The organism is Streptomyces sp. NPDC054883 (genome assembly GCF_053610645.1).
Map to the genome: position 1 here is coordinate 122673 of NZ_JBSGYT010000008.1, position 22122 is coordinate 144794.

A 22122-nucleotide genomic window follows, 5' to 3' on the forward strand; every position below is an offset into this window, starting at 1 on the left:
TTTTGGCCGACCGCAGAGCGCTCGGACGGTCCGCGGAGCGGGTGGTGCGTGACCTGGCCGCCGGGGGCCGGCCGGGCCCCTGCGCGGCGGGAACGGGCCGGCTGCCTACGGCCGGGGGCGGGCCGGCGCGGTGGCCGCGGGGCGGTCGACTCCGTGAACGCCCGATCCGCCCGTCGCCGCGGGCCGGACCGGACCGGGGCTACGGGCGGGACGGCCGGCGCGGCGGGCAGGTGCGGGTCAGTTCCACGAACACCCGGCCCCGCGCCGACCAGCGCTCCGACGGCGCCCAGCCGGAGGCCGCCGCGTGCGCGGCCAGCGCCCCGGCGCCGACGCGCGCCCACGGGAACGGGGAGCCGAGGCCGCCGCGCCCGTCCGCGACCCGGACCTCGCAGCGCTCGTCCACCTCCACCTCCGCGCACTCGACCACCAGCGTGCCCCTCCGGGCCAGCACCTCGGCCATCCGGCGCAGCAGCGCCGCCGGGTCGCCGCCGATCCCGATGTTCCCGTCGATCAGCAGGGCGGTGTCCCAACGGCCCTCCCCGGGAAGGGAGTCGAAGACCGACCGGTGCAGTGCCGTACCGCCCGACCGGGCCGTACGGGCCACCGCCTCCGGGCTGACGTCGATCCCCAGGGAGCGGTGCCCCCGGGCGGCCAGCGCCGACACCAGCCGGCCGGGACCGCAGCCGATGTCCAGCACCGTTCCCCGGCAGCGGTCCAGCACCGTCCGGTCCGCCCCGTCGGGCTCCTCGCACCAGCGCTCCACGTCCAGCGGCAACAGCCAGCCGTCCCCGCGCCGCAGGAACAGCGGACCCCGGCCGCTGCGCAGCGCGACCGTGTACGGGTCCGCCGACCAGGCCGCGACCGCCCCCGGCGCGCTCATCGGCGGGCCGCCGGGGCGAGCTGCGCCAGCCGGGCCGCGAAGGCACCCGCCGGGGCGCGGGCCGCCACCAGCCGGGCGTCCTCGGCGGTGTCCACGTCCCGCAGCACCGGCAGCCGCCCGATCCGCAGCCCGGCCGCGCGCAGCCGCCCGTACTGGACGGCGCCCGTCTCGGACACGGACATCGGTACGCCGCGCAGCAGCGCCGGATCCGCAGTCGCCAGACCCAGCGCCCAGAAACCCCCGTCGGCGGCCGGCCCGAACCACGCGTCGCGCTCCGACCAGTCGACCGTCAGCAGTTCGGGGGTGACCTGCGGGGTGTCCATGCCGATCAGCAGCGCGGGTCCGGCGCAGCCCGCGAAGGCGGCCGCGAGCCGCTCGTCGAGGCCTCCGGCCACCTGCGGCACCACCTCGAACCCGGGCGGCAGCCACGGACCGGGCCGCCCCTCCAGTACGAGCACCCGCCGCTCTGCGGGGGTCCGGGCCACTGCCTCCAGGGTGTCCGCCAGCGCGGCCTCCGCCAGCGCGGCCGCCTCGGCGGGGGTGAAGGGCGGGGTCAGCCGGGTCTTGACCCGGCCCGGCAGGGGTTCCTTGGCGATCACCAGCAGCGTACTCACCGGGCACCCCCGGCCACCGGGCGGCCGCCGGCGGGCTGTGCCAGCACCCGGCTCATGTCCCGGACGGCCTGCCAGGTGCCTCGCCAGGTGCCGGTCACCTTCGACTTCCCGGACCGGGGCAGGTAGGGCACGTCCACCTCCCGGACCCGCCACCCGGCGTCCGCCGCCCGCACCACCATCTCGAGCGGGTACCCGGAGCGCCGGTCGGTCAGGTCCAGTCCCAGCAGGCCGGTCCGCCGGGCGGCGCGCATCGGGCCCAGGTCGCGCAGCTCCAGGCCGGTCCGGCGGCGCAGCATCCGGGCCAGCGCCAGGTTCCCGGCCCGGGCGTGCACGGGCCAGGCACCGCGGCCCTGCGGACGGCGCCGGCCCAGCACCAGATCGGCCTCACCGGCGGCCACCGAAGCCGCGAACCCGGTCAGCAGCCCCGGGTCCAGGGAGGCGTCGCAGTCGCAGAAGCAGACGATGTCCGCCTCGGCGGCGAGCAGCCCGGCATGGCAGGCGGCGCCGAACCCGCGCCGCTCCTCGCGCACCACGGTGGCGCCGAGCGCCCGGGCGATCCCGGCCGAGCCGTCGGTGGAACCGTTGTCCACGACCAGCGCCCGCCAGCCGGCGGGAATGCGGTCCAGCACCCAGGGCAGGGCTTCGGCCTCGTTGAGACAGGGGAGTACGACGTCTACGGTCGCGGTCATGGTCACGCGATCACCGTAGAAAGCGGAAGGCCACGTTGGGGCCCGGGAGTCCTTACGAAACGCGGACGTCACCCTCACCCGCAGGGCCGGCGCCCCCGTAGCCGGGCCCCGGATGGGAGGCTGAACGCCATGAGTATGGAAGCGCCCCCCGCCCGGATCCTCGTCGTGGACGACGACCCGACCGTCTCCGAGGTCGTCGCCCAGTACCTGCGGCGCGCCGGGTTCGCCGTGGAGGAGGCCGGTGACGGACCGTCCGCCCTGGACCTCGCCGGGCGCGCCCGCCCCGATCTGGTGGTCCTGGACCTGATGCTGCCGGGGCTGGACGGGCTGGAGGTGTGCCGGAGGCTGCGCCTGGCCGGTCCGGTACCGGTGATCATGCTGACCGCCCGGGGCGACGAGGACGACCGGATCGCGGGCCTGGAGGTGGGCGCGGACGACTACGTCACCAAACCGTTCAGCCCGCGCGAGCTGGTGCTGCGCGTGACGTCCGTCCTGCGGCGCAGCCGCGCCGCCGGGCCGGCCGGAGTGCCGGAGGTCCTCGCGGGCGCCGGGCTCGCGCTCGACCCCGCGACCCACCGCGCCACCAAGGACGGACGGGAACTCACCCTGACCCTGCGGGAGTTCGACCTGCTCGCGCACTTCCTGCGGCACCCCGGGCGGGCGCACGGCAGGGAGGAGCTGATGCGCGGGGTGTGGGGCTGGGACTTCGGCGACCTGTCGACGGTGACCGTGCACGTACGGCGGCTGCGCGCGAAGATCGAGACCGACCCGGGGCGGCCACGGCTGATCCAGACGGTGTGGGGGGTCGGCTACCGATTCGATCCCGACGGGGCCGCGGAGCCGGCTCCCACGGGAACGGGGGAGCCGGCATGAACGACATCCTGCTGATCGCGCTGTTCGCACTCGGCGGGGCCGCCTGTGCCGGGGTGCTCGGTGCGGGCGTCCTGCGGCTGGTGCGGCACCGCTCGGCCGCCGTCTCGCTCACGGTCATCGCCGCCGTCACGGTCACCGCGATGCTGGCCGGAACCCTCGCCGTCGCCCAGGCCATGTTCCTGTCCCCGCACGACCTCGGCGTGGTGACGCTGGTCGCGGCGATGGCGGCGGTGGTCTCCCTGGCGACCGCGCTCGTGCTGGGGCGGTGGGTGGTCGCCCGCAGCCGGGAACTGTCGCTCGCGGCACGCGACTTCGGTGACGGCGGCAGCTTCGCGGCGCCGTCCGGGCAGACCACCGCCGAACTGGACGCGCTGGCCCGCGAGCTGGCGGCGACCAGCGCGAAGCTGGCCGCCTCCCGGGAGCGGGAGCGCGCGCTGGAGGCCTCGCGGCGGGAGCTGGTGGCCTGGATCTCGCACGACCTGCGGACCCCGCTGGCCGGACTGCGGGCCATGTCGGAGGCGCTGGAGGACGGCATGGCCGCCGACCCGGCCCGCTACCACCGGCAGATCCGCACCGAGGTGGAGCGGCTGAACTCGATGGTCGGGGACCTGTTCGAGCTGTCCCGGATCCACGCGGGCGCACTCGGCCTGACCCCGAGCCGAATGTCGGTGTACGACCTGGTCGGGGACGCGCTGTCGGGGGTGGACCCGCTGGCGCGCGAGCACGGGGTCCGGCTGGTGGGGGACACCGTGGAGCGGGTGCCGGTGGAGGTGGACGGCAAGGAGATGACCCGGGTCCTGGCGAACCTGCTGGTCAACGCGATCCGGCACACCCCGGCCGACGGGACCGTCGCGATCGCCGCCGAACGGCAGGCCGGGGCGGTCGTCCTGTCCGTCACGGACGGCTGCGGCGGCATCGCGGCCGAGGACCTGCCCCGGGTCTTCGACACGGGCTGGCGCGGCACGACCGCCCGCACGCCCCCGGCCGGAGCGGGCCTGGGCCTCGCCATCGTCCGCGGCATCGTCGAGGCCCACGCCGGCCGCACCACGGTCCACAACGTCCCGGGCGGCTGCCGCTTCGAGGTGACCCTCCCGCTCCCGGCGTGACCCCGCCCGCGGAGGGCAATGCACCCCGGTGTCCGCGGGCCCCGGGCCGGCCCGGAGGGGGTTTCCCGCCGGTGGGCGCCGGCCCCACATGACGCCCGAGCAGGGCTGGGCCCCGTGGCACCCACGGCTACCGATGGCGGTGCCCGCGAGACCCGCGGCAGCCGCTCGCCCCGGTGCCCCAGCGGGTGCCGGAGCGCCCGAGCGCGCCGGGCGCTCCGGCGCGGCCCGGCCGGGGCCACCTCCTGCCGGTAGCGGCGGGTCCCGGTTCGTGCGGGCAGGGCTGGGCCTCGTCGTGCCCCTTCGATGGCGGTCCCGGGCCCGCAAGGCCCGGGGTGCCCGGGCGGTGTCTGCGCGGGCCCCGGATCGTGCCCCCAGGCTCGCGAGGCCTCGCACCGCGTCTCGCCCGGTGGCCCAGCGGGTGCCGGAGCGCCCGCGCGCGCCGGGCGCGGGGGCAGTGCGGCCCGGCCTGGGCCGCCTTCGTACGGTGGCCGCGGGCCTCGGATCGTGCCCATAGGCCCGCAAGGCCCGGTGCGTCTCGCCCCGGAGCCCCCGGCGGCGTCGGTGTGCCCGAGCGCCCGGCGCGGCGGGCAGTGTGCCCCGGCCGGGAAGACCTTCTGCCGGTAGCCGGGTAGCCGGGTAGCCGGGTAGCCGGTAGCCGAAGTGGCGCGGGCCCCCGGGCAGAGCTGGGCTCAGCCCTGCCGGAGCGGGCCTCCCGCTCCTGGGGGCTGCCGGGCGGGCTGGGAGCCGGCCCGGCCGGGTGGGTCGACGTCTGGCGGTGCGCGGCGCCGGCCGGTTCCCGGAGGTCGCCCGCCCAGGGCTCAGGTAGGGCGCTGGGGGGCGTGGGCGAATTCCGTCATGCCCTTCTCGAAGGGGACCTCCGGGTGCCAGCCCAGGTCCGCGCGGAGGCGGCGCGAGTCGGCCGTGATGTGCCGGACGTCGCCCAGGCGGAACTCGCCCGTCACGACCGGCTCCGGGCCGCCGTGCGCGGCCGCCAGGGCCGAGGCCATCTCGCCGACCGTGTGCGGCTCGCCGCTGCCCGTGTTGTACGGGGTGCAGGCCCCCGCCGGGGGCCCACCCGCGGAGCCCAGCGCCTCCAGGGCCACCACGTTGGCCGCCGCGACGTCCCCGACGTGGACGAAGTCGCGCCGCTGGGCCCCGTCCTCGAAGACCCGCGGCGCCTCGCCCCTGGCCAGTGCCGACCGGAAGAAGGAGGCCACCCCGGCGTACGGGGTGTCGCGGGGCATTCCCGGCCCGTACACGTTGTGGTAGCGCAGCGACACCGCCCGGCCGTCCACGCACCGCGCCCACGCGGCCGCCAGGTGCTCCTGGGCCAGCTTCGTGGTCGCGTACACGTTGCGCGGGTCGGCCGGCGCGTCCTCGTCCACCAGGCCCGGCGCGAGCTCCGCTCCGCAGGCGGGGCAGCGCGGCTCGAAGCGGCCCCCGGACAGGTCCGCGGCCCGGCGCGGCCCGGGCCGCACGACGCCGTGGCGGGGGCACTCGTAGCGGCCCTCCCCGTAGACCACCATCGAACCGGCGAGGACGAGTCCGCGGACTCCGCTTTCGGCCATCGCCGCGAGCAGGACCGCCGTCCCCAGGTCATTGGCCCCGACATAGGCGGGCGCGTCGGCGAAGTCCTTGCCGAGCCCGACCATCGCGGCCTGGTGGCATACGGCGTCCACCCCGCGCAGGGCCGCCCGTACGGCATCGGGATCCCGCACGTCGGCCCGTACGAAATCGGGCCCCGGCGGTTGTTCCGGGACGGGATGGGCGGCCGGCAGCAGGGCGTCGAGGACCACGGGGCGGTGCCCGCGCCGGCGCAGGGCCGTGACGATGTGCGAGCCGATGAACCCGGCTCCTCCGGTGACGAGTACGCGCATGCACCGGACGCTACGGATCCCGCCGCCCCGCCGGCGGCTCCGGCGCGGCGCCGTAAGGGTTCCGTCACTTCTCCGCAGCCTCCGCGGCGGCCGGCGGCCGGGATCACGGAAGCCTCAACTCCCTTTGCCCCCAAGGGATCCGGCGCATCTTCGCACCCCCCGAGTGGCTTGAGGGCGCTGTAAGAAGGGCATAAGTCCGGCCTGGGGTCGCTCCTGCGGGAGGAGTGGCCGAATCCGCTCCCTGGGGGGACCCGTGCACTACTACACGGACATTCTCAAGCGCTACGCGGACTTCCAAGGCCGGGCCCGCCGGCAGGAGTACTGGATGTTCGTCCTGTGGAACATCCCGGTCGTCGTCGTCCTCATGGTCATCGACTTCGCGCTCGACAGCTACCCCGTCATCACCTGGATCTACAGCCTCGCCGTCCTGCTGCCCAGCCTGGGCGTCTCCGTGCGCCGGCTGCACGACACCGGCAAGTCCGGCTGGTGGTACCTGATCAGCCTGATCCCCTTCATCGGCGGGATCTGGCTGCTCGTCCTCATGGCCACCGAGGGGAACCCCGGCTCGAACCAGTACGGGCCGGACCCCAAGCAGGTCGTCGCCGCCTGACCCGCGCCCCCACCGCACCGCGCGTTCCGAGCGCCGCCGCCGGCTGGAAACAGCCGGAGGCGGCGCTTTCGCGCGAGGGTGACATGTCTCTCGTGACCTCGCGGCCGGGGGGCTGTCCGGAGCGGCCCGATCACGAGATATCTTGATGTCGAGCAATGTTGCAGACGAGAGACGCAGACTGTGGAGCGGAGCATCCGGTGACTGACTCGACCATCATCTACACGCACACTGACGAGGCCCCGGCCCTCGCGACGTATTCGTTCCTGCCTGTGGTCCAGGCATACGCGTCGACGGCCGGTGTGAACGTCGAGACCCGTGACATCTCCCTGGCCGGTCGGATCATCGCCAGCTTCCCCGAGCACCTGGAAGAGGGGCAGCGCATCGCCGACGCCCTCGCCGAGCTCGGCGAGCTGGCGAAGACGCCGGAAGCGAACATCATCAAGCTGCCCAACATCTCGGCCTCGATCCCGCAGCTCAAGGCCGCGGTCGCCGAGCTCCAGGGCCAGGGCTACGCGCTCCCGGACTACCCGGACGACCCGAAGACCGACGAGGAGCGCGAGATCCGCGCCCGCTACGACAAGGTCAAGGGCAGCGCCGTCAACCCGGTCCTGCGCGAGGGCAACTCCGACCGCCGCGCCCCCGCCTCGGTCAAGAACTACGCCAAGGCCCACCCGCACCGCATGGGCGCCTGGAGCCCCGAGTCGAAGACGAACGTCGCCACCATGGGCGAGCACGACTTCCGCTCCACCGAGAAGTCCGCCGTCATGGCCGAGGCCGGCACGCTGCGCATCGAGCACGTCGCCGCCGACGGCACGACCACCGTGCTGCGCGAGTCCGTACCGGTCCTCGCCGGTGAGGTCGTGGACGCGTCCGTGATGCACGTCGACGCGCTGCGCACCTTCCTCAACGACCAGATCGAGCGCGCCAAGGCCGAGGACGTCCTGTTCTCCGTGCACCTCAAGGCCACCATGATGAAGGTCTCCGACCCGATCATCTTCGGCCACGTGGTCCGCGCCTTCTTCCCGAAGACCTTCGCCCGCTACGGCGACGCGCTGATCGCCGCCGGCCTGTCCCCGAACGACGGCCTCGGCGCGATCCTCAAGGGCCTGGACGGCGTCCCGCACCTCGGCGACGAGATCAAGGCCTCCTTCGAGGCCGAGCTGGCCCACGGTCCGGCGCTCGCCATGGTCGACTCGGACAAGGGCATCACCAACCTGCACGTCCCGTCCGACGTCATCGTCGACGCCTCCATGCCGGCCATGATCCGCACCTCCGGCCACATGTGGGGCCCGGACGGCAACGAGGCCGACACCCTGGCCGTCCTGCCGGACAGCAGCTACGCCGGTGTCTACCAGGCCGTCATCGAGGACTGCCGCGCCCACGGCGCCTTCGACCCCGCCACCATGGGCTCGGTGCCCAACGTCGGCCTCATGGCGCAGAAGGCCGAGGAGTACGGCAGCCACGACAAGACCTTCGAGATCGCCGCCGCGGGCACCGTCCGCGTCGTCGACGCCGAGGGCAACGTGGTCCTGGAGCAGGACGTCGCCGCCGGTGACGTCTTCCGCGCCTGCCAGACCAAGGACGCGCCGGTCCAGGACTGGGTCAAGCTCGCCGTCACCCGCGCCCGCGCCACCGGCGTCCCGGCCGTCTTCTGGCTGGACGAGGGCCGCGCGCACGACGCGCAGCTGATCGCGAAGGTCAAGACGTACCTCGCCGACCACGACACCGACGGCCTCACCATCAAGATCCTCTCCCCGGTCGAGGCCACCGCCTTCTCCCTGGAGCGCATCCGCCGCGGCGAGGACACCATCTCGGTGACCGGCAACGTGCTGCGCGACTACCTGACCGACCTGTTCCCGATCCTGGAGCTGGGCACCAGCGCCAAGATGCTGTCGGTCGTCCCGCTGATGAACGGCGGCGGCCTCTTCGAGACCGGCGCCGGCGGCTCCGCCCCGAAGCACGTGCAGCAGCTCGTCAAGGAGAACTACCTGCGCTGGGACTCGCTGGGCGAGTTCCTCGCGCTGGCCGTCTCCTTCGAGCACCTCGCGACCACCACCGGCAACGCCCGCGCCCAGGTGCTGGCCGACACCCTGGACCGTGCGACCGGCACCTTCCTCAACGAGGACAAGTCGCCGAGCCGCAAGCTGGGCGGCATCGACAACCGCGGCAGCCACTTCTACCTCGCCCTGTACTGGGCGCAGGAGCTGTCCCGCCAGATCGACGACCCGAAGCTGGCGGCCGCCTTCGAGCCGCTCGCCAAGACGCTGGCCGAGCAGGAGCAGACCATCGTCGGCGAGCTCATCGCGGTGCAGGGCTCCCCGGCCGACATCGGCGGCTACTACCAGCCCGACCCGGCCAAGTGCGCCGCGGTGATGCGCCCGTCCGCCTCCTTCAACAAGGCGATCGCGACGCTGGGTTAAACCCTTCCGCGTTCCGCGCGTTCCGCCCCGGCCGGCCCAGTGCCCGGCCGGGGCGGTCCCGTGTCCGGGTCCGGAACCGGTTGCGGCCGGGGCGGACCACCGGCCGGGAAGAGCGGATGATCGAAGGAAGGCCGATCCGGCTGCGCGCCCGGCTCCCCGAAGACGTACCCGTACTCCACGCCGAGCTGTACGAGGACGTGGCCACCCGACGGTCTCGGCGCCGAGGGGGGCCGGTGGTCAGGGCCCGGCCATGGTCCGCCGGGCACCCCCTAGCCGCGTGCAGCTGCTGTGCCACTACGGGTTCACCGGGCGCGGGCTGCACCGGCTCCAGGTGGACACCCCGGCCGACAACGCCGCCGTGATCGGCGCCGCGGACGCGCGGGCTTCACCCCGGAGGGGCGCCCTCAGGCGCGCCGCCTCGGTGTCGGGGGCATGGCTGGACGAGGTGATCCTCGGGCTCCCCGTCGAGGAGTGGCGGCCGTTGCCGCACGGGTAGCCCTGCGGTCGGCGTAGGCGCGCTGGTCCCCGTGACGTACGCGCGGCGGCCCGGCCGCACGCGAACGGTTGTCCGTACGCCCGCAATCGGCTCTACTGCTGTGCAGCCCCGCGCACGGGGCATATTCCGGGAGGGACTTCAGATGAGGGCGGACCGGCGGGCAGAGCGGGCGGCACGTCCCTCCTCGCACCGGCGCCGGCCCCGATTCCGGGGGCGCAGACCGCTCCTGGTGCTCCTGATCTCGGCCTTCCTGCTCGTCGGCGTCTGCGCCGCCACCGGAATCGCCTGGGACCCCTTCACCGCCGGGGCGCGCCAGGAACGTTCCGCGCCCGCCCAGGGCGGCCCCTGGTCCGCCGGCCCCACCGCCGCCGCCCCGACGCCCGCTCGGAGCCCCGGCCCGAGCCCCCGGACGCCGGACAAGGCGATGCCCCGCGGCGCGGCGGACACCGGCGCGGCGCGCCCCGCCGGGGCACTGCCCTTCGACCTGCCCGGGCCGGCCGTGCTGCGCTCCGGCGCCGCGGGCAGGAAGCTGGTGTTCGCGCACTACTTCACCCCGTACCCGCTCTCCCTGGACGACGCGGGCGCCGACGTCGACTACTACACCCGCAACTACCTCGACCCCGCGGGTGAGAGCGGCAAGCACCGGCGCTACGGCGGCCTGCTGCGCGACCGCCCGCTGCCGGTGCCGCCCAAGTCCGGCGACTGGGAGTACGCCAACCTCCAACAGGAGGTGCGCACCGCGCGCGACGCGGGCATCGACGGGTTCACCCTCGACCTGCTGTCGCTGTCCGGGAGCAACTGGGACCGGGCCGAGCGGCTGATGACCGCCGCCCACTCCGTGGATCCCGGCTTCAAGGTCATGCTGATGCCCGACATGACCGCCCTGACGTCCGACGACCCTGCGGTGCTCGCCGACGCCCTCGCCGTGCTCGGGGCCCACCCCGCCGCGCACCGGCTCGGTGACGGGCGGCTCGTCGTATCGCCGTTCAAGGCGGAGGCCAAGAGCGCCGGCTGGTGGTCGCGGGTCATGGACCTGCTGAAGACCCGGCACGGCATCCGTACGGCCCTCGTCCCGCTCTTCCTCGACTTCGGCGCGAACCACGCGGCGTTCGCCCCGATCAGCCACGGCTTCTCCGAGTGGGGCACCCGCAGCTACGTCGGCCAGGAGGGCGCCACGGCCGATGTGCGGCGGGCGCACGACGCGGGCAAGCTCTGGATGCAGCCCGTATCGGTCCAGGACAGCCGCCCCAACCAGGGCGTCTACGACGAGGCGGGCAACACCGCCACCCTCCGCTCGACGTGGGCGCACGCCATCGACGACGGCGCCGACTGGGTGCAGTTGACCACCTGGAACGACTACTCGGAGGGCACCCAGTTCGCCCCGTCCCTGCACAACGGGTACACCTACCTCGACCTGACGTCCTATTACCTGACCCGGTTCAAGACGGGCCGCCTCCCCCCGATCGTGCGGGACACCCTGTACCTGACGGCCCGCACCCAGTTCGCCGCCGCCGGCCCGACCGGCGGACAGTCGCTGGTCATGTCGCCGCGCCAGGGCAGCGCGGCCCCGCGCGACACGGTGGAGGTGCTCAGCTTCCTCACGCAGCCCGCGACGGTCCGTACGACCGTAGGATCCGCCCAGGACGCGTACGAGGCGCCCGCGGGCCCGCACTCCGAGCTGCTGCCGCTGAAACCCGGCACGAGCTCGGCCCGGGCGGTCCGGGGCGGACGCGCCGCGGCGGAGGTGGAACTGCCGTACCCGGTGGACCGCACGGTGGAGGTACAGGACCTCCAGTACTACGGCGCGACCAGCGGGCGGCAGTAGCTTCGAGGCCCCGACCACCCTGGCGCAATTGGCCCTACCGGTCCGTGCGGGGGCGCCGCATGCTCCGGAGGACCGTCCCACCGCCACCCGGAGGAGCATCGTGACCGAGCCGACCAGCGGGCCGAAGAGCGCGCCGACCGCCGCACCGGGCGGCCCCCCGGCGTTTCCGGACGGGCCGCAGCTCTTCCGCCTCGACCCGGCGATCGCCCACCTCAACCACGGCTCCTTCGGCGCCGTTCCGCTCCCCGTCCAGGAGGTGCAGGCGGCGCTGCGGGAGGAGGTGCACGCGGACCCCGACACGTTCTTCGGCAGCGTGGCCGACCGGATCGCCGCCGCCCGCGGCCGGGTCGCCGCGCACCTGGGGGCGGAGCCGGACGGGATCGCGTTCATCTCCAACGCCACCGAGGGCGCCAACCTCGCGCTGAACGCCCTCGAACTGGCCGACGGGGACGAGATCCTGGTGACCGACCACGGCTACGGCACGGTGGTCGCGGCCGCCGCCCGCCGGGCCCGCGTCACCACCGTCTCCCTGGACCCGGGCCTGCCGGACGAGGACGCCGTACGGGAAGCCGTGCTGGCCGGCCTGACGCCCCGCACCAAGGTGGCGCTGCTCGACCAGATCAGCTCGCCCACCGCCCGGCTGATCGCCACCCCGGCGCTCCTCGCCGACCTGGCGGCGCGGGGCGTCACCACCGTCGTCGACGGCGCCCACGCCCCCGGCATGCTCGCCGACCCGCTCGCGGGGGGCGCCGACTTCTGGTTCGGGAACCTGCACAAGTGGGGGTACGCCCCCTCCGGCAGTGCCCTCCTCGCCGTCGCCCCCCGCCACCGCGGCCGCGTCCGGGCGCTGGTGCCGTCCTGGGAGGACGGGGAGGGCTTCCCCCGCTCGGTCGAGAACCGGGCCACCGCCGACTACACCGGCTGGCTCGCCGCCCCCGAGGGACTGGACCTCCTGGAGCGGCTCGACGCCGCCAAGGTACGGGCCCACAACAGCGCCCTCGCCGGCTACGGCGCGGCCCTGCTCGCCGAACTCCCCGGGCTCACCGCGCTCCCGTACACCCCGGGACTGGGCATGCGCGCCCTGCGGCTGCCGCCCGGCACCGCCGAGACCCCGGACGGCGCCCGCGAGCTGCGCGAGCGGATCGCCCGGGAGCTGCGGATCCGGGTGCTGATCTGGCCCTGGCCGGGCGGCGGCGGCATCCGCGTCTGCGGGCAGGTCTACACCCGTCCCGAGGAGTACGAACGCCTCGCCGCCGGCCTCCCCGCATACTTGGCGGGGTAGCGGTTCAGCCGCGCCGCAGCAGGTAGGTGTCCATGATCCAGCCCTTGCGGGCCCGGGCCTCGGTCCGCAGTTCCTCGATCCGGCCCGCGACCTCGGCCAGCTTCCCCGAGACCAGGATCTCGTCCGGCGTGCCCACGTAGGCGCCCCAATAGATGAAGAGGTCCTGGTCCAGGTGGGCGGTGAAGGCGTGCCGCGCGTCCAGCATCACCACCACGTCGTCCACGTCCTGCGGCCAGCCCTCGGCCAGCCGCCGGCCGGTGGTGATCTGGACCGGCCGCCCCACCCGGTTCAGGTTGGTGCGGTGCCGGGCCAGCAGGGCGGAGATGCTGCTGATGCCCGGCACCACCTCGTGCTCGAAGGAGACCCGCCCCCGCTCCAGCACCTCGTCCAGGATCGCGAGGGTGGAGTCGTAGAGCGAAGGGTCGCCCCACACCAGGAACGCGCCCGTCTCGCCGTCCGCGAGGTCCTCGGCGACGAACCGCTCGAAGAGCTCGGCCCGCGCGCTGCGCCAGCCGTCCACCGTCGGGGCGTAGTCGGCCGGGGTCCGGTCGCGGTCCGGGTCGCGGCCCTCCACCAGCCGGTGGCCGGGGCGGGCGTGCGCTTCGAGCATCGCCCGCCGCAGCCCGGTGAGGTCCGCCTTCTCCTCGCCCTTCTCCAGGATGAGGAATGCGTCCGTGGCACCGATCGCCTTGACCGCCTGGAGGGTCAGGTGGTCCGGGTCGCCCGCGCCTATGCCGATCACTGAGAACTTCTTCACCCGGCTATTCTGCCCGTCATGCGTGCCGCCCTGTTCGTCACCTGCGTCAACGACGCGCTGTACCCGCGCACCGGCGTCGCCGTCGTACGCCTGCTGGAGCGGCTCGGCGTGGCCGTGGACTTCCCGGTGGCGCAGGGCTGCTGCGGCCAGCCCCAGTACAACACCGGCTACCGGTACGAGAGCGAACCACTGCTGCGCCGTACCGCGGCGGCCTTCGCCGGACACCCGTACGTGGTCGCCCCCTCCGGCTCCTGCGTCGCCATGATCCGCGAGCACTACCCGCGCATCGGCGCCAAGGCGGCGGCCGAGGGGCGCGGCACCGGGCTGGCGGACCTCGCGGCCGACCTCGTACCGCGCGTGTACGAGCTGACCGAGTTCCTCATCGACGTGCTCGGCGTGACCGACGTCGGTGCCCACTTCCCCCACACCGTCACCTACCACCCCTCTTGCCACGGCCTGCGCGCCCTCGGACTCGGCGACCGCCCGCGAAGGCTCCTGGCCGCCGTCCGGGGCCTGGACCTGGTCGAGCTGCCCGGCGCCGAGGAGTGCTGCGGATTCGGCGGCACCTTCGCCGTCAAGAACCCCGACGTGTCGGCCGCGATGGGCGCCGACAAGATCCGCGCCGCCCGGGCCACGGGCGCCGAGGTGCTCTGCGGCGCCGACAACTCCTGCCTCGCCCACCTCGACGGAACGCTCCGCCGGGCCGGCTCCCCGCTGCGGACCCTGCACCTCGCCGAGATCCTCGCCGCGACGGAGGACACCATGACGGAGGAGACCATGAGGGACGGGACCGCGACGCAGGAGGCGCCCCGGCGATGACGGGCACCTACCTGGGCATGCCGGCCTTCCCCGCGGCCGCGCGGCCGGCCGTACGGGACGACGTACTGCGCGCCAACCTCCGCCGCGCCACGCACACCATCCGCGACAAACGGGCCCGCGCGGTGACCGAACTGGCCGACTGGGACCGGCTGCGCGCGGCGGGCAAGGCCGTCAAGGACCACACCCTGCGCCACCTCGACCACTACCTGCTGCGGCTGGAGGAGGCCGTGACCGCCGCGGGCGGCTCCGTGCACTGGGCGGCGGACGCGGCCGAGGCCAACCGGATCGTCACCGACCTGGTGCTGGCGACCGGCGAGCGGGAAGTCGTCAAGGTCAAGTCGATGGCCACCCAGGAGATCGGCCTCAACGAGGCACTGGAGGCGGCCGGGATCGCCGCCTACGAGACGGACCTGGCCGAACTCATCGTGCAGCTGGGCCGCGACCGGCCCTCGCACATCCTCGTCCCCGCCATCCACCGCAACCGGGCCGAGATCCGCGACGTCTTCCGCGCCGAAATGGGCCGCTGGGGGCGGCCGGCCCCGGACGGGCTGGGCGACGACCCGCGCGAACTGGCCGAAGCGGCCCGCCTGCACCTGCGCGAGAAGTTCCTGCGCGCCAAGGTCGCCGTCTCGGGGGCCAACTTCATGGTCGCCGAGACGGGCACGATGGTCGTCTTCGAGTCCGAGGGAAACGGCCGGATGTGCCTGACCCTGCCCGAGACCCTCATCTCGGTGGTGGGCATCGAAAAAGTGGTGCCGTCCTTCCGGGACCTGGAGATCTTCCTCCAGACGCTGCCGCGCTCCTCCACCGCCGAGCGGATGAACCCGTACACCACGATGTGGACCGGGCTGGGTCCGTCGAAAGGGGCCGACGACGACGGGCCCCGTGCCTTCCACCTCGTCCTCCTGGACAACGGCCGCACCGACACGCTCGCCGACGAGGTGGGCCGCCAGGCGCTGCGCTGCATCCGCTGCTCCGCCTGCCTGAACGTCTGCCCCGTCTACGAACGGGCCGGCGGCCACGCCTACGGCTCCGTCTACCCCGGCCCGATCGGCGCGATCCTCAGCCCCCAACTGCGCGGCACCGGAAGCGACATCGACGCCTCGCTGCCCTTCGCCTCCACCCTGTGCGGGGCCTGCTACGAGGTGTGCCCCGTCGCCATCGACATCCCCGAAGTCCTGCTCCACCTGCGCGAGCGCGTGGCCCAGGGCGGCCCGGCGACCCGCGAGGGCGTCCGGGTACGGATCCGCCCCGCGCGCGGCCACACCGCCGAACGGGCCGCGATGCGCGCCGCCCGGCTGCTGCTGGAACGCCCCGGCGCGCTGCGCGCGGGGGAGCGGCTGCTGTCCCGGGCCCGGCGGCTGCGGCCGCGCCGGCTGCCCGGACCCGGCCGCGCCTGGACCGACAGCCGCGAGCTGCCCCGGCCGCCGGAGGAACCCTTCCGCGACTGGTGGGCCCGTGAACGGGGAGGCCGCGCATGAGCGGCAGGGACCGGGTGCTGGGCCGGATCCGGCGGGCGCTGGCGGAGCCGGGCCCGGAGGTCCCGGTCCCCCGCGACTACCTCCGCGTCCACGGCGCCCGCACCCCCGCCGAATCCGCGGACCTGCTCGCCGCCCACCTCGCCGAGTACCGCGCCAAGGTCCACCGCACCGACGAGGACGGCCTCGTACCGCTCCTGGCCCGGCTGCTGGCCGCCCGGGGCGCGCGGACCGTTCTCGTACCGCCCGGCCTGCCCCCGTCCTGGCTCGCCGCCGCGCGGGCGACCCGGGTCGAGGACCGGGCCGGGTCCACCCCGTACGAACTGGACGCCGTGGACAGCGTGGTCACGGGCTGCGCCCTGGCCGTCGCCGAAACCGGCACGATCGTCCTGGACGGCGGCCCCGGGCAGGGCCGGCGCCGGATCACCCTGATCCCGGACCACCACATCTGCGTGATCCGCGTCCCCGCACAGGTGGTGGACTCCGTCCCGCAGGCACTCGAACGCCTCGACCCCTCCCGCCCGCTCACCTGGATCTCCGGACCCTCCGCCACCAGCGACATCGAGCTGGACCGGGTGGAGGGCGTACACGGCCCCCGGACCCTGGAGGTGGTCCTGCTCGACGTCCCCGCACAATGAGGGGCATGTCCGCACACCTCGCCCTCACCGCCCTCCTGGTCCACGACTACGACGAGGCCATCGACTTCTACACCCGCGCCCTTGGCTTCACCCTCGCCGAGGACACCGCCCGGCCCGACGGCTCGCGCTGGGTCGTGGTCCGGCCGCCCGGCGCGACCGAATCCGCACTGCTGCTGGCCCGGGCCAAGGACGACGCCCAGCGCTCCCGGGTCGGCGACCAGACGGGCGGCCGGGTCGGCTTCTTCCTGTACACCGACGACTTCGCCGGCGACCACGCCCGGATGACCGCCGAGGGCGTCGGCTTCCTGGAGGAGCCGCGCCACGAGACGTACGGCAGCGTCGCCGTCTTCGAGGACCTCTACGGCAACCGCTGGGACCTACTCCAGCCCGCGCCCGCCACCGCCTAGTACCGGGGCCTCGCGGGCGGCGTCCACCGCGTCGCCGGCCTCCACCCGGGCGGCCAGCTCCCGGGCCCACCGGACCAGCCCGGGCACGTCGATCCCGGCCGCACCGGCCCCCTCGCCCGCGTCCGTCCCGGCCAGGCCGTCGGCGCCGCGGCGCAGCAGCCGCGCCCCGCCGACCGCGTTACCGCGCGCGGCGTGCGTCAGCCCGACCGCCAGCTGCGCGAGCCCCCGCCAGAGCGGGGCCCGCGCCGCCGGCCCGGTCTTCCAGGCGTCCTCGAACACCTCGTGTGCGTGGAAGGGCATCCCCCCGTCCAGCAGCCGCTGTGCCTCCGCCACCGTCTCGGCCGGCGTCCGCACCACCCCTTCGGGCTGCCGCTCGACCCCCGGCGCCCCGTAGGGCAACGGCCGCCCCAGCCCGTCCCGCGGCCGCGCGCTGCGCGCCCGCCCCTCACCATCGCGATCCCGTGCGTTCACCCGCCCATCGTGCCCCCCCGTCGATCACTCGTGCACGTACACCCCCCGGCGTGCGGTAATGTTCTGCATGTGCCCGCCGCGAAGGGGAAACCCCTGGTGGGGGGCACAGTGGCGAGGCACACCGCCGAGGCACGACGGGACGTGGCGCAGCTTGGTAGCGCACTTGACTGGGGGTCAAGGGGTCGCAGGTTCAAATCCTGTCGTCCCGACTTTTCGAAGTCGCAGATCAGGGGCCGTTTCAGAGAAATCTGAAACGGCCCCTGGCCGTTTTGGGGGACGGTGTGGCGTCGCGGTCCGGGTCGGGTACGGCCACCGACACGGCCGGGGCCCGAGACAGCCGGGGGAATCGGCGCGTAGGGTCCGGTGATCAGGGCGCAGCCGCACGCACGGGCGTGGCGTGCAGCCGTCCTGGCCGGTCTGCTGAGGTCCGGCCGGGGCCGCGTACGCGTATCCCGGCGGGATACGGGCAGGTGCACCCACAGCTGGACGGAAGGTGATGCCGGATGGTGCCGGGAGCGGGCAATGAGCGGTTCACGGTCGATGTGCGGGCCGTGGACGGAACCGTCGTCCTCGCCCTCGCCGGGGAGCTGGACCACGACACGGCCCAGCCCCTGCGGGAGGCCTTGGACGCGGCGGTCACCCCGGGTGGCCGGTTGCTGGTCGACGTGTCCGGGCTGGGGTTCTGCGACTCCACCGGCCTCAACGTGCTCCTGCACAGCAGGATCGCGGTCCAGGAAGCCGGCGGCACGCTGGGACTGGCCGGTCTGAGCGGACCGGTCGCACGGATGTTCCGCATCACCGGGGCGGACGGGGTGTTCCCGGTGTACGCGGACGTGGCGGAAGCGCTGGAACGGCAGCCCCGCTAGCCGCTGGGGCGGCCGGGGCAGCGCAGGCCCGTAGGGGCGAAGCGACACGAGGAGATGAACCATGCAGCAGCGAGGGTCCCCCGGCCGGGCGCGGCTCCTGCTGCTGGAGGGTGCGACCGACCCGGTGACCCGCAGCCGCGATTTCGCGCGCCGGGCACTGGCCTCCTGGAAATGGCTCCCCGACGCCGCCGAGGACGTCCTGCTGCTGGTGTCCGAGGTGGTGTCCAATGCCTGCCTGCACGGCGGGGGCCCCGGCACGCTGCTGCTGCACTGGACGCCGGAGCGGCTGCGGATAGAGGTGACGGACGGCAACCCGGCGCCTCCGGTGCGCGCCCGGGCCGCCGAACCGGGACGGCCGGGCGGCCACGGGCTGCTCATAGTGGACCGGTTGTCCCGCAGCTGGGGCTCGCGCCCCGGCAACGGCGGGAAGTGCGTCTGGCTGGAGGTCAGTCCCGGGTGGCCGGCAGGTCGTCCAGGGCTTTCAGGGCCGTGACGATCTCGTCCGTCGAGCTCACTCTTCCGATGCGCGGGAAGATCTTGCCGAAGCTGTGGGCGTGCGAGTCGGCGTCCAGGTCCGTGGTGGCGTCCTCGGCGAAGACCAGCTCGTAGCTGTGTTCCCAGGCCGTGCGCGCGGTGGACTCCACGCCGATGCTCGTCGAGATGCCGCCCAGCACGATCCGGTGGATACCGCGACGGCGCAGCTGGAGGTCGAGCTCCGTACCGGTGAAGGCGCCCCAGTGGCGTTTGGTGACCACCACGTCCCCGAGCGCCGAGAGTTCCGCCGGAAGCCCGGAGAAGGCGGCGGGCGGAGCCGAGGCGGGGCCCGGCCGGTCGACATTGGCGGTGGGCAGGTCGCCGCCGTCCGGGGACCAGGCCACCTTGACCAGGACCACCGGCAGCCGACGGGCCCGGAAGGCCTCGGCGAGGGCGATGCCGTTCTCCAGGATCCGCGCGGCGGGCCGGGCGGTGGGGAGGGCGAGGATGCCCTGCTGGAGGTCGATCAGGACCAGCGCGGTGCCGCGGTCCAGGGAGAGGGCGGGCGCGGGGGCGGTCATGAGGGCTCCTCGGGTCGGTGGGTTCAGTTCTCGGCCAGGCGCCGCAGCAGTGGAACGGCCTCGGCCAGCAGCCGCTGTTCCGCCGGGCTGAGCCGCTCGGCGATCAGCTCGGCGATCCGGCCGTGCCCCGCCTCGCGGCGCCGTCGTACGAAGGCGCGGCCCTCTTCCGTCAGCGCGATCAGCTGCCGGCGCCCGTCGGTGGGGTGCGGGCTGCGGGCGACGTGGCCCTCGGCCTGGAGGGAGTTCACGGTGGCGATGACCGACTGCGGCCGGATCCGCTCGGCCCGCGCCAGCTCGGACGCCGTGCACGGGCCGAGCCGGTCCAGCCGCTTGAGCACGGACATCTGCGACAGGCTCACCCCGCCGCCGGCCGCGGCGCGCAGCTGCCGGACCAGCATGCCGAGGGCCAGTTGCAGCTCCTCGGCGGTGTCTCGGGGCCGGGCGTCGGCGGGCCGCGGATCGGTCATGCCCCCACGTTAGAGATCTACAGGCAAACTTGCAAGGTTGCCTTATGGATCCGCTCAGGATGATCTTCCGTACGGCCGCACGCACTCCATACTGGCCGGTGTGAAGACCGACGACGCCACAGACGACACGGCCCTGTTCGCCATCGAAGGCCGCACCGGGGTGATCACCCTCAACCGCCCCCGGGCCCTCAACGCCCTCACCCACCCCATGGTGCTGCGGATCGCCGAGGCGCTGGCGGCCTGGGAGCAGGAGCCCGCCGTCACCCAGGTCCTCATCCGCGGCGCGGGGGAGCGCGGGCTGTGCGCGGGCGGGGACATCCGGGCCATCCACGACGACGCGAAGGCCGGCGGCAGCGCCTCGACCGGCTTCTGGCGCGACGAGTACCGGCTGAACGCGCGGATCGCCGCCTACCCCAAGCCGTACGTGGCCCTGATGGACGGCATCGTGATGGGCGGCGGTGTGGGCGTCTCGGCGCACGGCGGGGTCCGCATCGTCACCGAGCGCTCCCGCGTCGCCATGCCGGAGACCGGCATCGGTTTCGTCCCCGACGTGGGCGGTACGCACCTCCTCGCGCAGGCCCCCGGCCGGCTGGGCACCCATCTCGCCCTGACCGGCGCGGCCGTCGGGGCCGCCGACGCGCTGCTGTGCCGGCTGGCCGACCACTTCGTCCCGGCCGCTCTGCTGCCGCGGCTGACCGCCGACCTCGCGGGCGCGCCCGTGGCGGAGGTACTGCCGCGCTACGCCGGGCACCCGCTGCCGCCCGGTGAACTCGCCGTCCACCGCGGCTGGATCGACCACTGCTACGCAGCCGACACGGTGGAGGAGATCGTGGAGCGGCTGCTGGCGGCGGGCGAGCCGGCGGCCAAGGAGGCCGCCGAGACGATGCTGGCCAAGTCCCCGACCGCGCTCAAGGTCACCCTGGAAGCGGTCCGCCGGGCACCCGGTCTGGGCACGCTGGAGCAGGTGCTGGCGCAGGAGTTCCGCGTCTCCTCGCACGTGCTGCGCACAGCCGACCTGATCGAGGGGATCCGGGCCCAGGTCATCGACAAGGACCGGACGCCGCGTTGGCGGCCCGCGACCCTGCCCGAGGTGGACCGGGCGGACGTGGAGCGCTGCTTCGCCCCGCTCGGCGAGGGCCGGGAGCTGACCTTCCCCACCAGTGGCGCGCGGGCTTGAACAACCCGCCCCCGTACCCGCACTGTTGGCCGGACACAGTACCTCGGTCAGGAGAGCCGGCTTGTCAGCCCAGAACGCGCACGCGCACGTCATAGACCCCGCGGGCGGCTGCCCGCACGCTCTCAACGCCCGCCTCCGGGCCCGAGGAGCCGTGGCGGACGTCGTGCTGCCCGGCGGGGTGCCCGGGGCCGTCGTCCTGGGGCACGAAGCCCTCAGGGAGTTCCTGGGCCACCCCGACGTCGCCAAGGACGCCCGGCACTTCCCGGCCCTGCACGACGGCACGGTCCCGCCGGACTGGCCGCTGCGCGTCTTCGCCGACGCCCGGGGCATGCACACCGCCGACGGCGCCGACCACCGGCGGCTGCGCTCCCTCGTCGGCAACGCCTTCACCGCCCGGCAGGTGGAACGGCTCCGGCCCCGGGTCGAGGCGCTGGCCGACGGGCTGCTGGACGACCTCGGCCGGGTCGCGGCCGCCGCCCCCGACGGGGTCGCCGACCTGCGCACCCACTTCGCGCTGCCCCTGCCCATGGGCGTCATCTGCGAACTGCTCGGCGTGGACCCCGAGCACCGGGACCGGCTCCACCGGCTCTCCCACACCGTGATCATCGCGACGGACACCACCCCGGCCGAGGTCATGGCCGCCGTACGGGAACTCGTCGAACTGATCGCCACCATCGCCGCCGCCCGCCGGGCCGACCCCGGCGAGGACCTGACCAGCGCCCTGATCGCCGCCCGGGACGGTGACGGCGGCCGGCTCGGCGAGGCCGAACTCATCGGCACCATGCGGCTGATGCTGGTGGCGGGCCACGAGACCACCCTCAACCTGATCAGCAACGCCGTCCGCGCCCTGTGCACCCACCGCGACCAGCTCGCCCTGGTCCTGGAGTCCAAGGCGAGCTGGTCGGACGTCGTGGACGAGACCCTGCGCTGGGACGGCCCGGTCAGCTGGTTCCCGTTCCGCTACCCCACCCGCGACGTGACCGTCGGCGGGGCGGTGATCCCGCGGGGCACCCCCGTCCTCGCCGGCTACACGGCAGCGGGCCGCGACCCGGCCGTCCACGGGCCGGATGCCGACCGCTTCGACCTCACCCGCCCCGGCGCCGGACGCCACCTCTCCTTCGGACACGGCGCGCACTACTGCGTGGGGGCGCCGCTGGCCCGCCTGGAGTCGGCCATCGCCCTGGAACGCCTCTTCGCGCGCTTCCCGGACCTCGATCTCGCCGTGCCGGAGGCGGAGCTCGCGCACCAGCGGAGCTTCATCGGCAACAGCGTGGACGCGCTTCCCGTACGGCCCGGCCGGGCCCGGTAGGACGGC

General features: G+C 74.6%; 23 protein-coding genes and 1 tRNA gene. 16 read left to right on the forward strand and 8 right to left on the reverse strand.

Features of this window, described 5'->3' with window-relative positions; all coding sequences use genetic code 11:
* Positions 1 to 199: 199 nt before the first annotated feature.
* From ACWGH1_RS09065 to ACWGH1_RS09075, 3 genes are read right to left on the reverse strand one after another with little or no spacing between them, the layout of a single operon-like run.
* A complete protein-coding gene (locus ACWGH1_RS09065; protein ID WP_453408562.1) occupies positions 200 to 880 on the reverse strand; it encodes a class I SAM-dependent methyltransferase in 681 nt (226 codons plus the stop codon).
* Positions 877 to 1494, reverse strand: coding sequence for a TIGR04282 family arsenosugar biosynthesis glycosyltransferase (locus ACWGH1_RS09070; protein WP_453356558.1), 618 nt, complete (start codon positions 1492 to 1494; stop codon positions 877 to 879). Before ACWGH1_RS09070 ends, ACWGH1_RS09065 begins: the two co-directional genes overlap by 4 nt.
* The gene (locus ACWGH1_RS09075; protein WP_453356561.1) at positions 1491 to 2183 is read right to left on the reverse strand and encodes a glycosyltransferase family 2 protein; all 693 of its coding nucleotides are present in this window, start codon (positions 2181 to 2183) and stop codon (positions 1491 to 1493) included. The genes ACWGH1_RS09070 and ACWGH1_RS09075 overlap by 4 nt, the downstream gene beginning before the upstream one ends.
* A 129-nt stretch (positions 2184 to 2312) precedes the next feature.
* Here ACWGH1_RS09075 and ACWGH1_RS09080 point away from each other — a divergent pair, with 129 nt between their 5' ends.
* Positions 2313 to 3056: a response regulator transcription factor gene (locus tag ACWGH1_RS09080; protein ID WP_453356559.1), complete on the forward strand. Its 744-nt coding sequence runs from the start codon at positions 2313 to 2315 to the stop codon at positions 3054 to 3056.
* Positions 3053 to 4162, forward strand: coding sequence for a sensor histidine kinase (locus tag ACWGH1_RS09085; protein ID WP_453356560.1), 1110 nt, complete (start codon positions 3053 to 3055; stop codon positions 4160 to 4162). The genes ACWGH1_RS09080 and ACWGH1_RS09085 overlap by 4 nt, the downstream gene beginning before the upstream one ends.
* Before the next feature lie 818 nt (positions 4163 to 4980).
* On the opposite strand, the gene ACWGH1_RS09090 is transcribed toward ACWGH1_RS09085, so the two are convergent.
* Positions 4981 to 6039: an NAD-dependent epimerase/dehydratase family protein gene (locus ACWGH1_RS09090; protein WP_453356136.1), complete on the reverse strand. Its 1059-nt coding sequence runs from the start codon at positions 6037 to 6039 to the stop codon at positions 4981 to 4983.
* A 253-nt stretch (positions 6040 to 6292) separates the two neighbouring features.
* On the opposite strand from ACWGH1_RS09090, the gene ACWGH1_RS09095 reads away from it, so the two are divergent.
* The 5 genes from ACWGH1_RS09095 (at position 6293) to ACWGH1_RS09115 (ending at position 12672) form a co-directional block, all read left to right on the forward strand.
* The gene (locus ACWGH1_RS09095) at positions 6293 to 6649 is read left to right on the forward strand and encodes a DUF805 domain-containing protein (RefSeq protein ID WP_453356137.1); all 357 of its coding nucleotides are present in this window, start codon (positions 6293 to 6295) and stop codon (positions 6647 to 6649) included.
* 197 nt (positions 6650 to 6846) lie between these two features.
* Entirely contained in the window at positions 6847 to 9069 is a 2223-nt protein-coding gene (locus tag ACWGH1_RS09100) for an NADP-dependent isocitrate dehydrogenase (protein WP_453356138.1), read from the forward strand.
* A 277-nt stretch (positions 9070 to 9346) separates the two neighbouring features.
* On the forward strand, positions 9347 to 9565 hold the full coding sequence (locus ACWGH1_RS09105) for a hypothetical protein (RefSeq protein WP_453408563.1): 219 nt from the start codon (positions 9347 to 9349) through the stop codon (positions 9563 to 9565).
* A 229-nt stretch (positions 9566 to 9794) separates the two neighbouring features.
* Entirely contained in the window at positions 9795 to 11390 is a 1596-nt protein-coding gene (locus ACWGH1_RS09110; RefSeq protein WP_453408564.1) for an endo-1,3-alpha-glucanase family glycosylhydrolase, read from the forward strand.
* 100 nt (positions 11391 to 11490) lie between these two features.
* A complete protein-coding gene (locus tag ACWGH1_RS09115) occupies positions 11491 to 12672 on the forward strand; it encodes an aminotransferase class V-fold PLP-dependent enzyme (RefSeq protein WP_453352871.1) in 1182 nt (393 codons plus the stop codon).
* A 4-nt stretch (positions 12673 to 12676) separates the two neighbouring features.
* On the opposite strand, the gene cobF is transcribed toward ACWGH1_RS09115, so the two are convergent.
* On the reverse strand, positions 12677 to 13429 hold the full coding sequence (cobF, locus tag ACWGH1_RS09120) for a precorrin-6A synthase (deacetylating) (protein ID WP_453352872.1): 753 nt from the start codon (positions 13427 to 13429) through the stop codon (positions 12677 to 12679).
* An 18-nt stretch (positions 13430 to 13447) separates the two neighbouring features.
* Here cobF and ACWGH1_RS09125 point away from each other — a divergent pair, with 18 nt between their 5' ends.
* Genes ACWGH1_RS09125 through ACWGH1_RS09140 form a run of 4 tightly spaced genes read left to right on the forward strand, consistent with a single transcriptional unit; the run spans position 13448 to position 16771 of the window.
* Complete coding sequence (locus ACWGH1_RS09125; protein ID WP_453352873.1) at positions 13448 to 14248, forward strand: (Fe-S)-binding protein; 801 nt, start codon at positions 13448 to 13450, stop codon at positions 14246 to 14248.
* Positions 14245 to 15729: a lactate utilization protein B gene (locus ACWGH1_RS09130; RefSeq protein WP_453352874.1), complete on the forward strand. Its 1485-nt coding sequence runs from the start codon at positions 14245 to 14247 to the stop codon at positions 15727 to 15729. Before ACWGH1_RS09125 ends, ACWGH1_RS09130 begins: the two co-directional genes overlap by 4 nt.
* On the forward strand, positions 15726 to 16364 hold the full coding sequence (locus ACWGH1_RS09135) for a LutC/YkgG family protein (RefSeq protein WP_453352875.1): 639 nt from the start codon (positions 15726 to 15728) through the stop codon (positions 16362 to 16364). The genes ACWGH1_RS09130 and ACWGH1_RS09135 overlap by 4 nt, the downstream gene beginning before the upstream one ends.
* A 5-nt stretch (positions 16365 to 16369) precedes the next feature.
* Positions 16370 to 16771 (forward strand): VOC family protein, encoded by a 402-nt coding sequence (locus tag ACWGH1_RS09140; RefSeq protein ID WP_453352876.1) that lies wholly within the window; start codon positions 16370 to 16372, stop codon positions 16769 to 16771.
* Here ACWGH1_RS09140 and ACWGH1_RS09145 read toward each other — a convergent pair.
* The gene (locus ACWGH1_RS09145; RefSeq protein ID WP_453352877.1) at positions 16742 to 17242 is read right to left on the reverse strand and encodes a DUF309 domain-containing protein; all 501 of its coding nucleotides are present in this window, start codon (positions 17240 to 17242) and stop codon (positions 16742 to 16744) included. The genes ACWGH1_RS09140 and ACWGH1_RS09145 overlap by 30 nt on opposite strands.
* Before the next feature lie 135 nt (positions 17243 to 17377).
* Here ACWGH1_RS09145 and ACWGH1_RS09150 point away from each other — a divergent pair.
* The 3 genes from ACWGH1_RS09150 (at position 17378) to ACWGH1_RS09160 (ending at position 18601) form a co-directional block, all read left to right on the forward strand.
* Positions 17378 to 17451 (forward strand) — tRNA-Pro (locus ACWGH1_RS09150).
* A gap of 294 nt (positions 17452 to 17745) precedes the next feature.
* Positions 17746 to 18108 carry an STAS domain-containing protein gene (locus ACWGH1_RS09155; protein ID WP_453352878.1) on the forward strand — a complete coding sequence of 121 codons (363 nt, stop codon included), beginning with the start codon at positions 17746 to 17748 and terminating at the stop codon, positions 18106 to 18108.
* Between the two features lie 61 nt (positions 18109 to 18169).
* Entirely contained in the window at positions 18170 to 18601 is a 432-nt protein-coding gene (locus ACWGH1_RS09160) for an ATP-binding protein (RefSeq protein ID WP_453352879.1), read from the forward strand.
* On the opposite strand, the gene ACWGH1_RS09165 is transcribed toward ACWGH1_RS09160, so the two are convergent.
* Positions 18555 to 19163 carry a hydrolase gene (locus ACWGH1_RS09165; RefSeq protein WP_453352880.1) on the reverse strand — a complete coding sequence of 203 codons (609 nt, stop codon included), beginning with the start codon at positions 19161 to 19163 and terminating at the stop codon, positions 18555 to 18557. The two genes, ACWGH1_RS09160 and ACWGH1_RS09165, sit on opposite strands and share 47 nt — an antisense overlap.
* Before the next feature lie 23 nt (positions 19164 to 19186).
* Positions 19187 to 19630, reverse strand: a complete 444-nt coding sequence (locus ACWGH1_RS09170) for a MarR family winged helix-turn-helix transcriptional regulator (protein ID WP_453352881.1) — start codon at positions 19628 to 19630, stop codon at positions 19187 to 19189.
* A 100-nt stretch (positions 19631 to 19730) separates the two neighbouring features.
* Here ACWGH1_RS09170 and ACWGH1_RS09175 point away from each other — a divergent pair, with 100 nt between their 5' ends.
* Both ACWGH1_RS09175 and ACWGH1_RS09180 read left to right on the forward strand, forming a co-directional pair.
* A complete protein-coding gene (locus ACWGH1_RS09175) occupies positions 19731 to 20807 on the forward strand; it encodes an enoyl-CoA hydratase/isomerase family protein (protein ID WP_453352882.1) in 1077 nt (358 codons plus the stop codon).
* 61 nt (positions 20808 to 20868) lie between these two features.
* Complete coding sequence (locus ACWGH1_RS09180) at positions 20869 to 22116, forward strand: cytochrome P450 family protein (RefSeq protein ID WP_453352883.1); 1248 nt, start codon at positions 20869 to 20871, stop codon at positions 22114 to 22116.
* Positions 22117 to 22122: the final 6 nt, after the last annotated feature.

Excerpts from the sequence above, each read along its gene's own strand:
- ACWGH1_RS09065 (WP_453408562.1), bottom strand. The coding sequence starts at position 880 with ATGAGCGCGCCGGGGGCGGTCGCGGCCTGGTCGGCGGACCCGTACACG.
- ACWGH1_RS09075 (WP_453356561.1), bottom strand. The coding sequence starts at position 2,183 with ATGACCGCGACCGTAGACGTCGTACTCCCCTGTCTCAACGAGGCCGAA.
- ACWGH1_RS09080 (WP_453356559.1), top strand. The coding sequence starts at position 2,313 with ATGAGTATGGAAGCGCCCCCCGCCCGGATCCTCGTCGTGGACGACGAC.
- ACWGH1_RS09085 (WP_453356560.1), top strand. The coding sequence starts at position 3,053 with ATGAACGACATCCTGCTGATCGCGCTGTTCGCACTCGGCGGGGCCGCC.
- ACWGH1_RS09090 (WP_453356136.1), bottom strand. The coding sequence starts at position 6,039 with ATGCGCGTACTCGTCACCGGAGGAGCCGGGTTCATCGGCTCGCACATC.
- ACWGH1_RS09125 (WP_453352873.1), top strand. The coding sequence starts at position 13,448 with ATGCGTGCCGCCCTGTTCGTCACCTGCGTCAACGACGCGCTGTACCCG.
- ACWGH1_RS09130 (WP_453352874.1), top strand. The coding sequence starts at position 14,245 with ATGACGGGCACCTACCTGGGCATGCCGGCCTTCCCCGCGGCCGCGCGG.
- ACWGH1_RS09135 (WP_453352875.1), top strand. The coding sequence starts at position 15,726 with ATGAGCGGCAGGGACCGGGTGCTGGGCCGGATCCGGCGGGCGCTGGCG.
- ACWGH1_RS09140 (WP_453352876.1), top strand. The coding sequence starts at position 16,370 with ATGTCCGCACACCTCGCCCTCACCGCCCTCCTGGTCCACGACTACGAC.
- ACWGH1_RS09155 (WP_453352878.1), top strand. The coding sequence starts at position 17,746 with ATGGTGCCGGGAGCGGGCAATGAGCGGTTCACGGTCGATGTGCGGGCC.
- ACWGH1_RS09160 (WP_453352879.1), top strand. The coding sequence starts at position 18,170 with ATGCAGCAGCGAGGGTCCCCCGGCCGGGCGCGGCTCCTGCTGCTGGAG.
- ACWGH1_RS09165 (WP_453352880.1), bottom strand. The coding sequence starts at position 19,163 with ATGACCGCCCCCGCGCCCGCCCTCTCCCTGGACCGCGGCACCGCGCTG.
- ACWGH1_RS09170 (WP_453352881.1), bottom strand. The coding sequence starts at position 19,630 with ATGACCGATCCGCGGCCCGCCGACGCCCGGCCCCGAGACACCGCCGAG.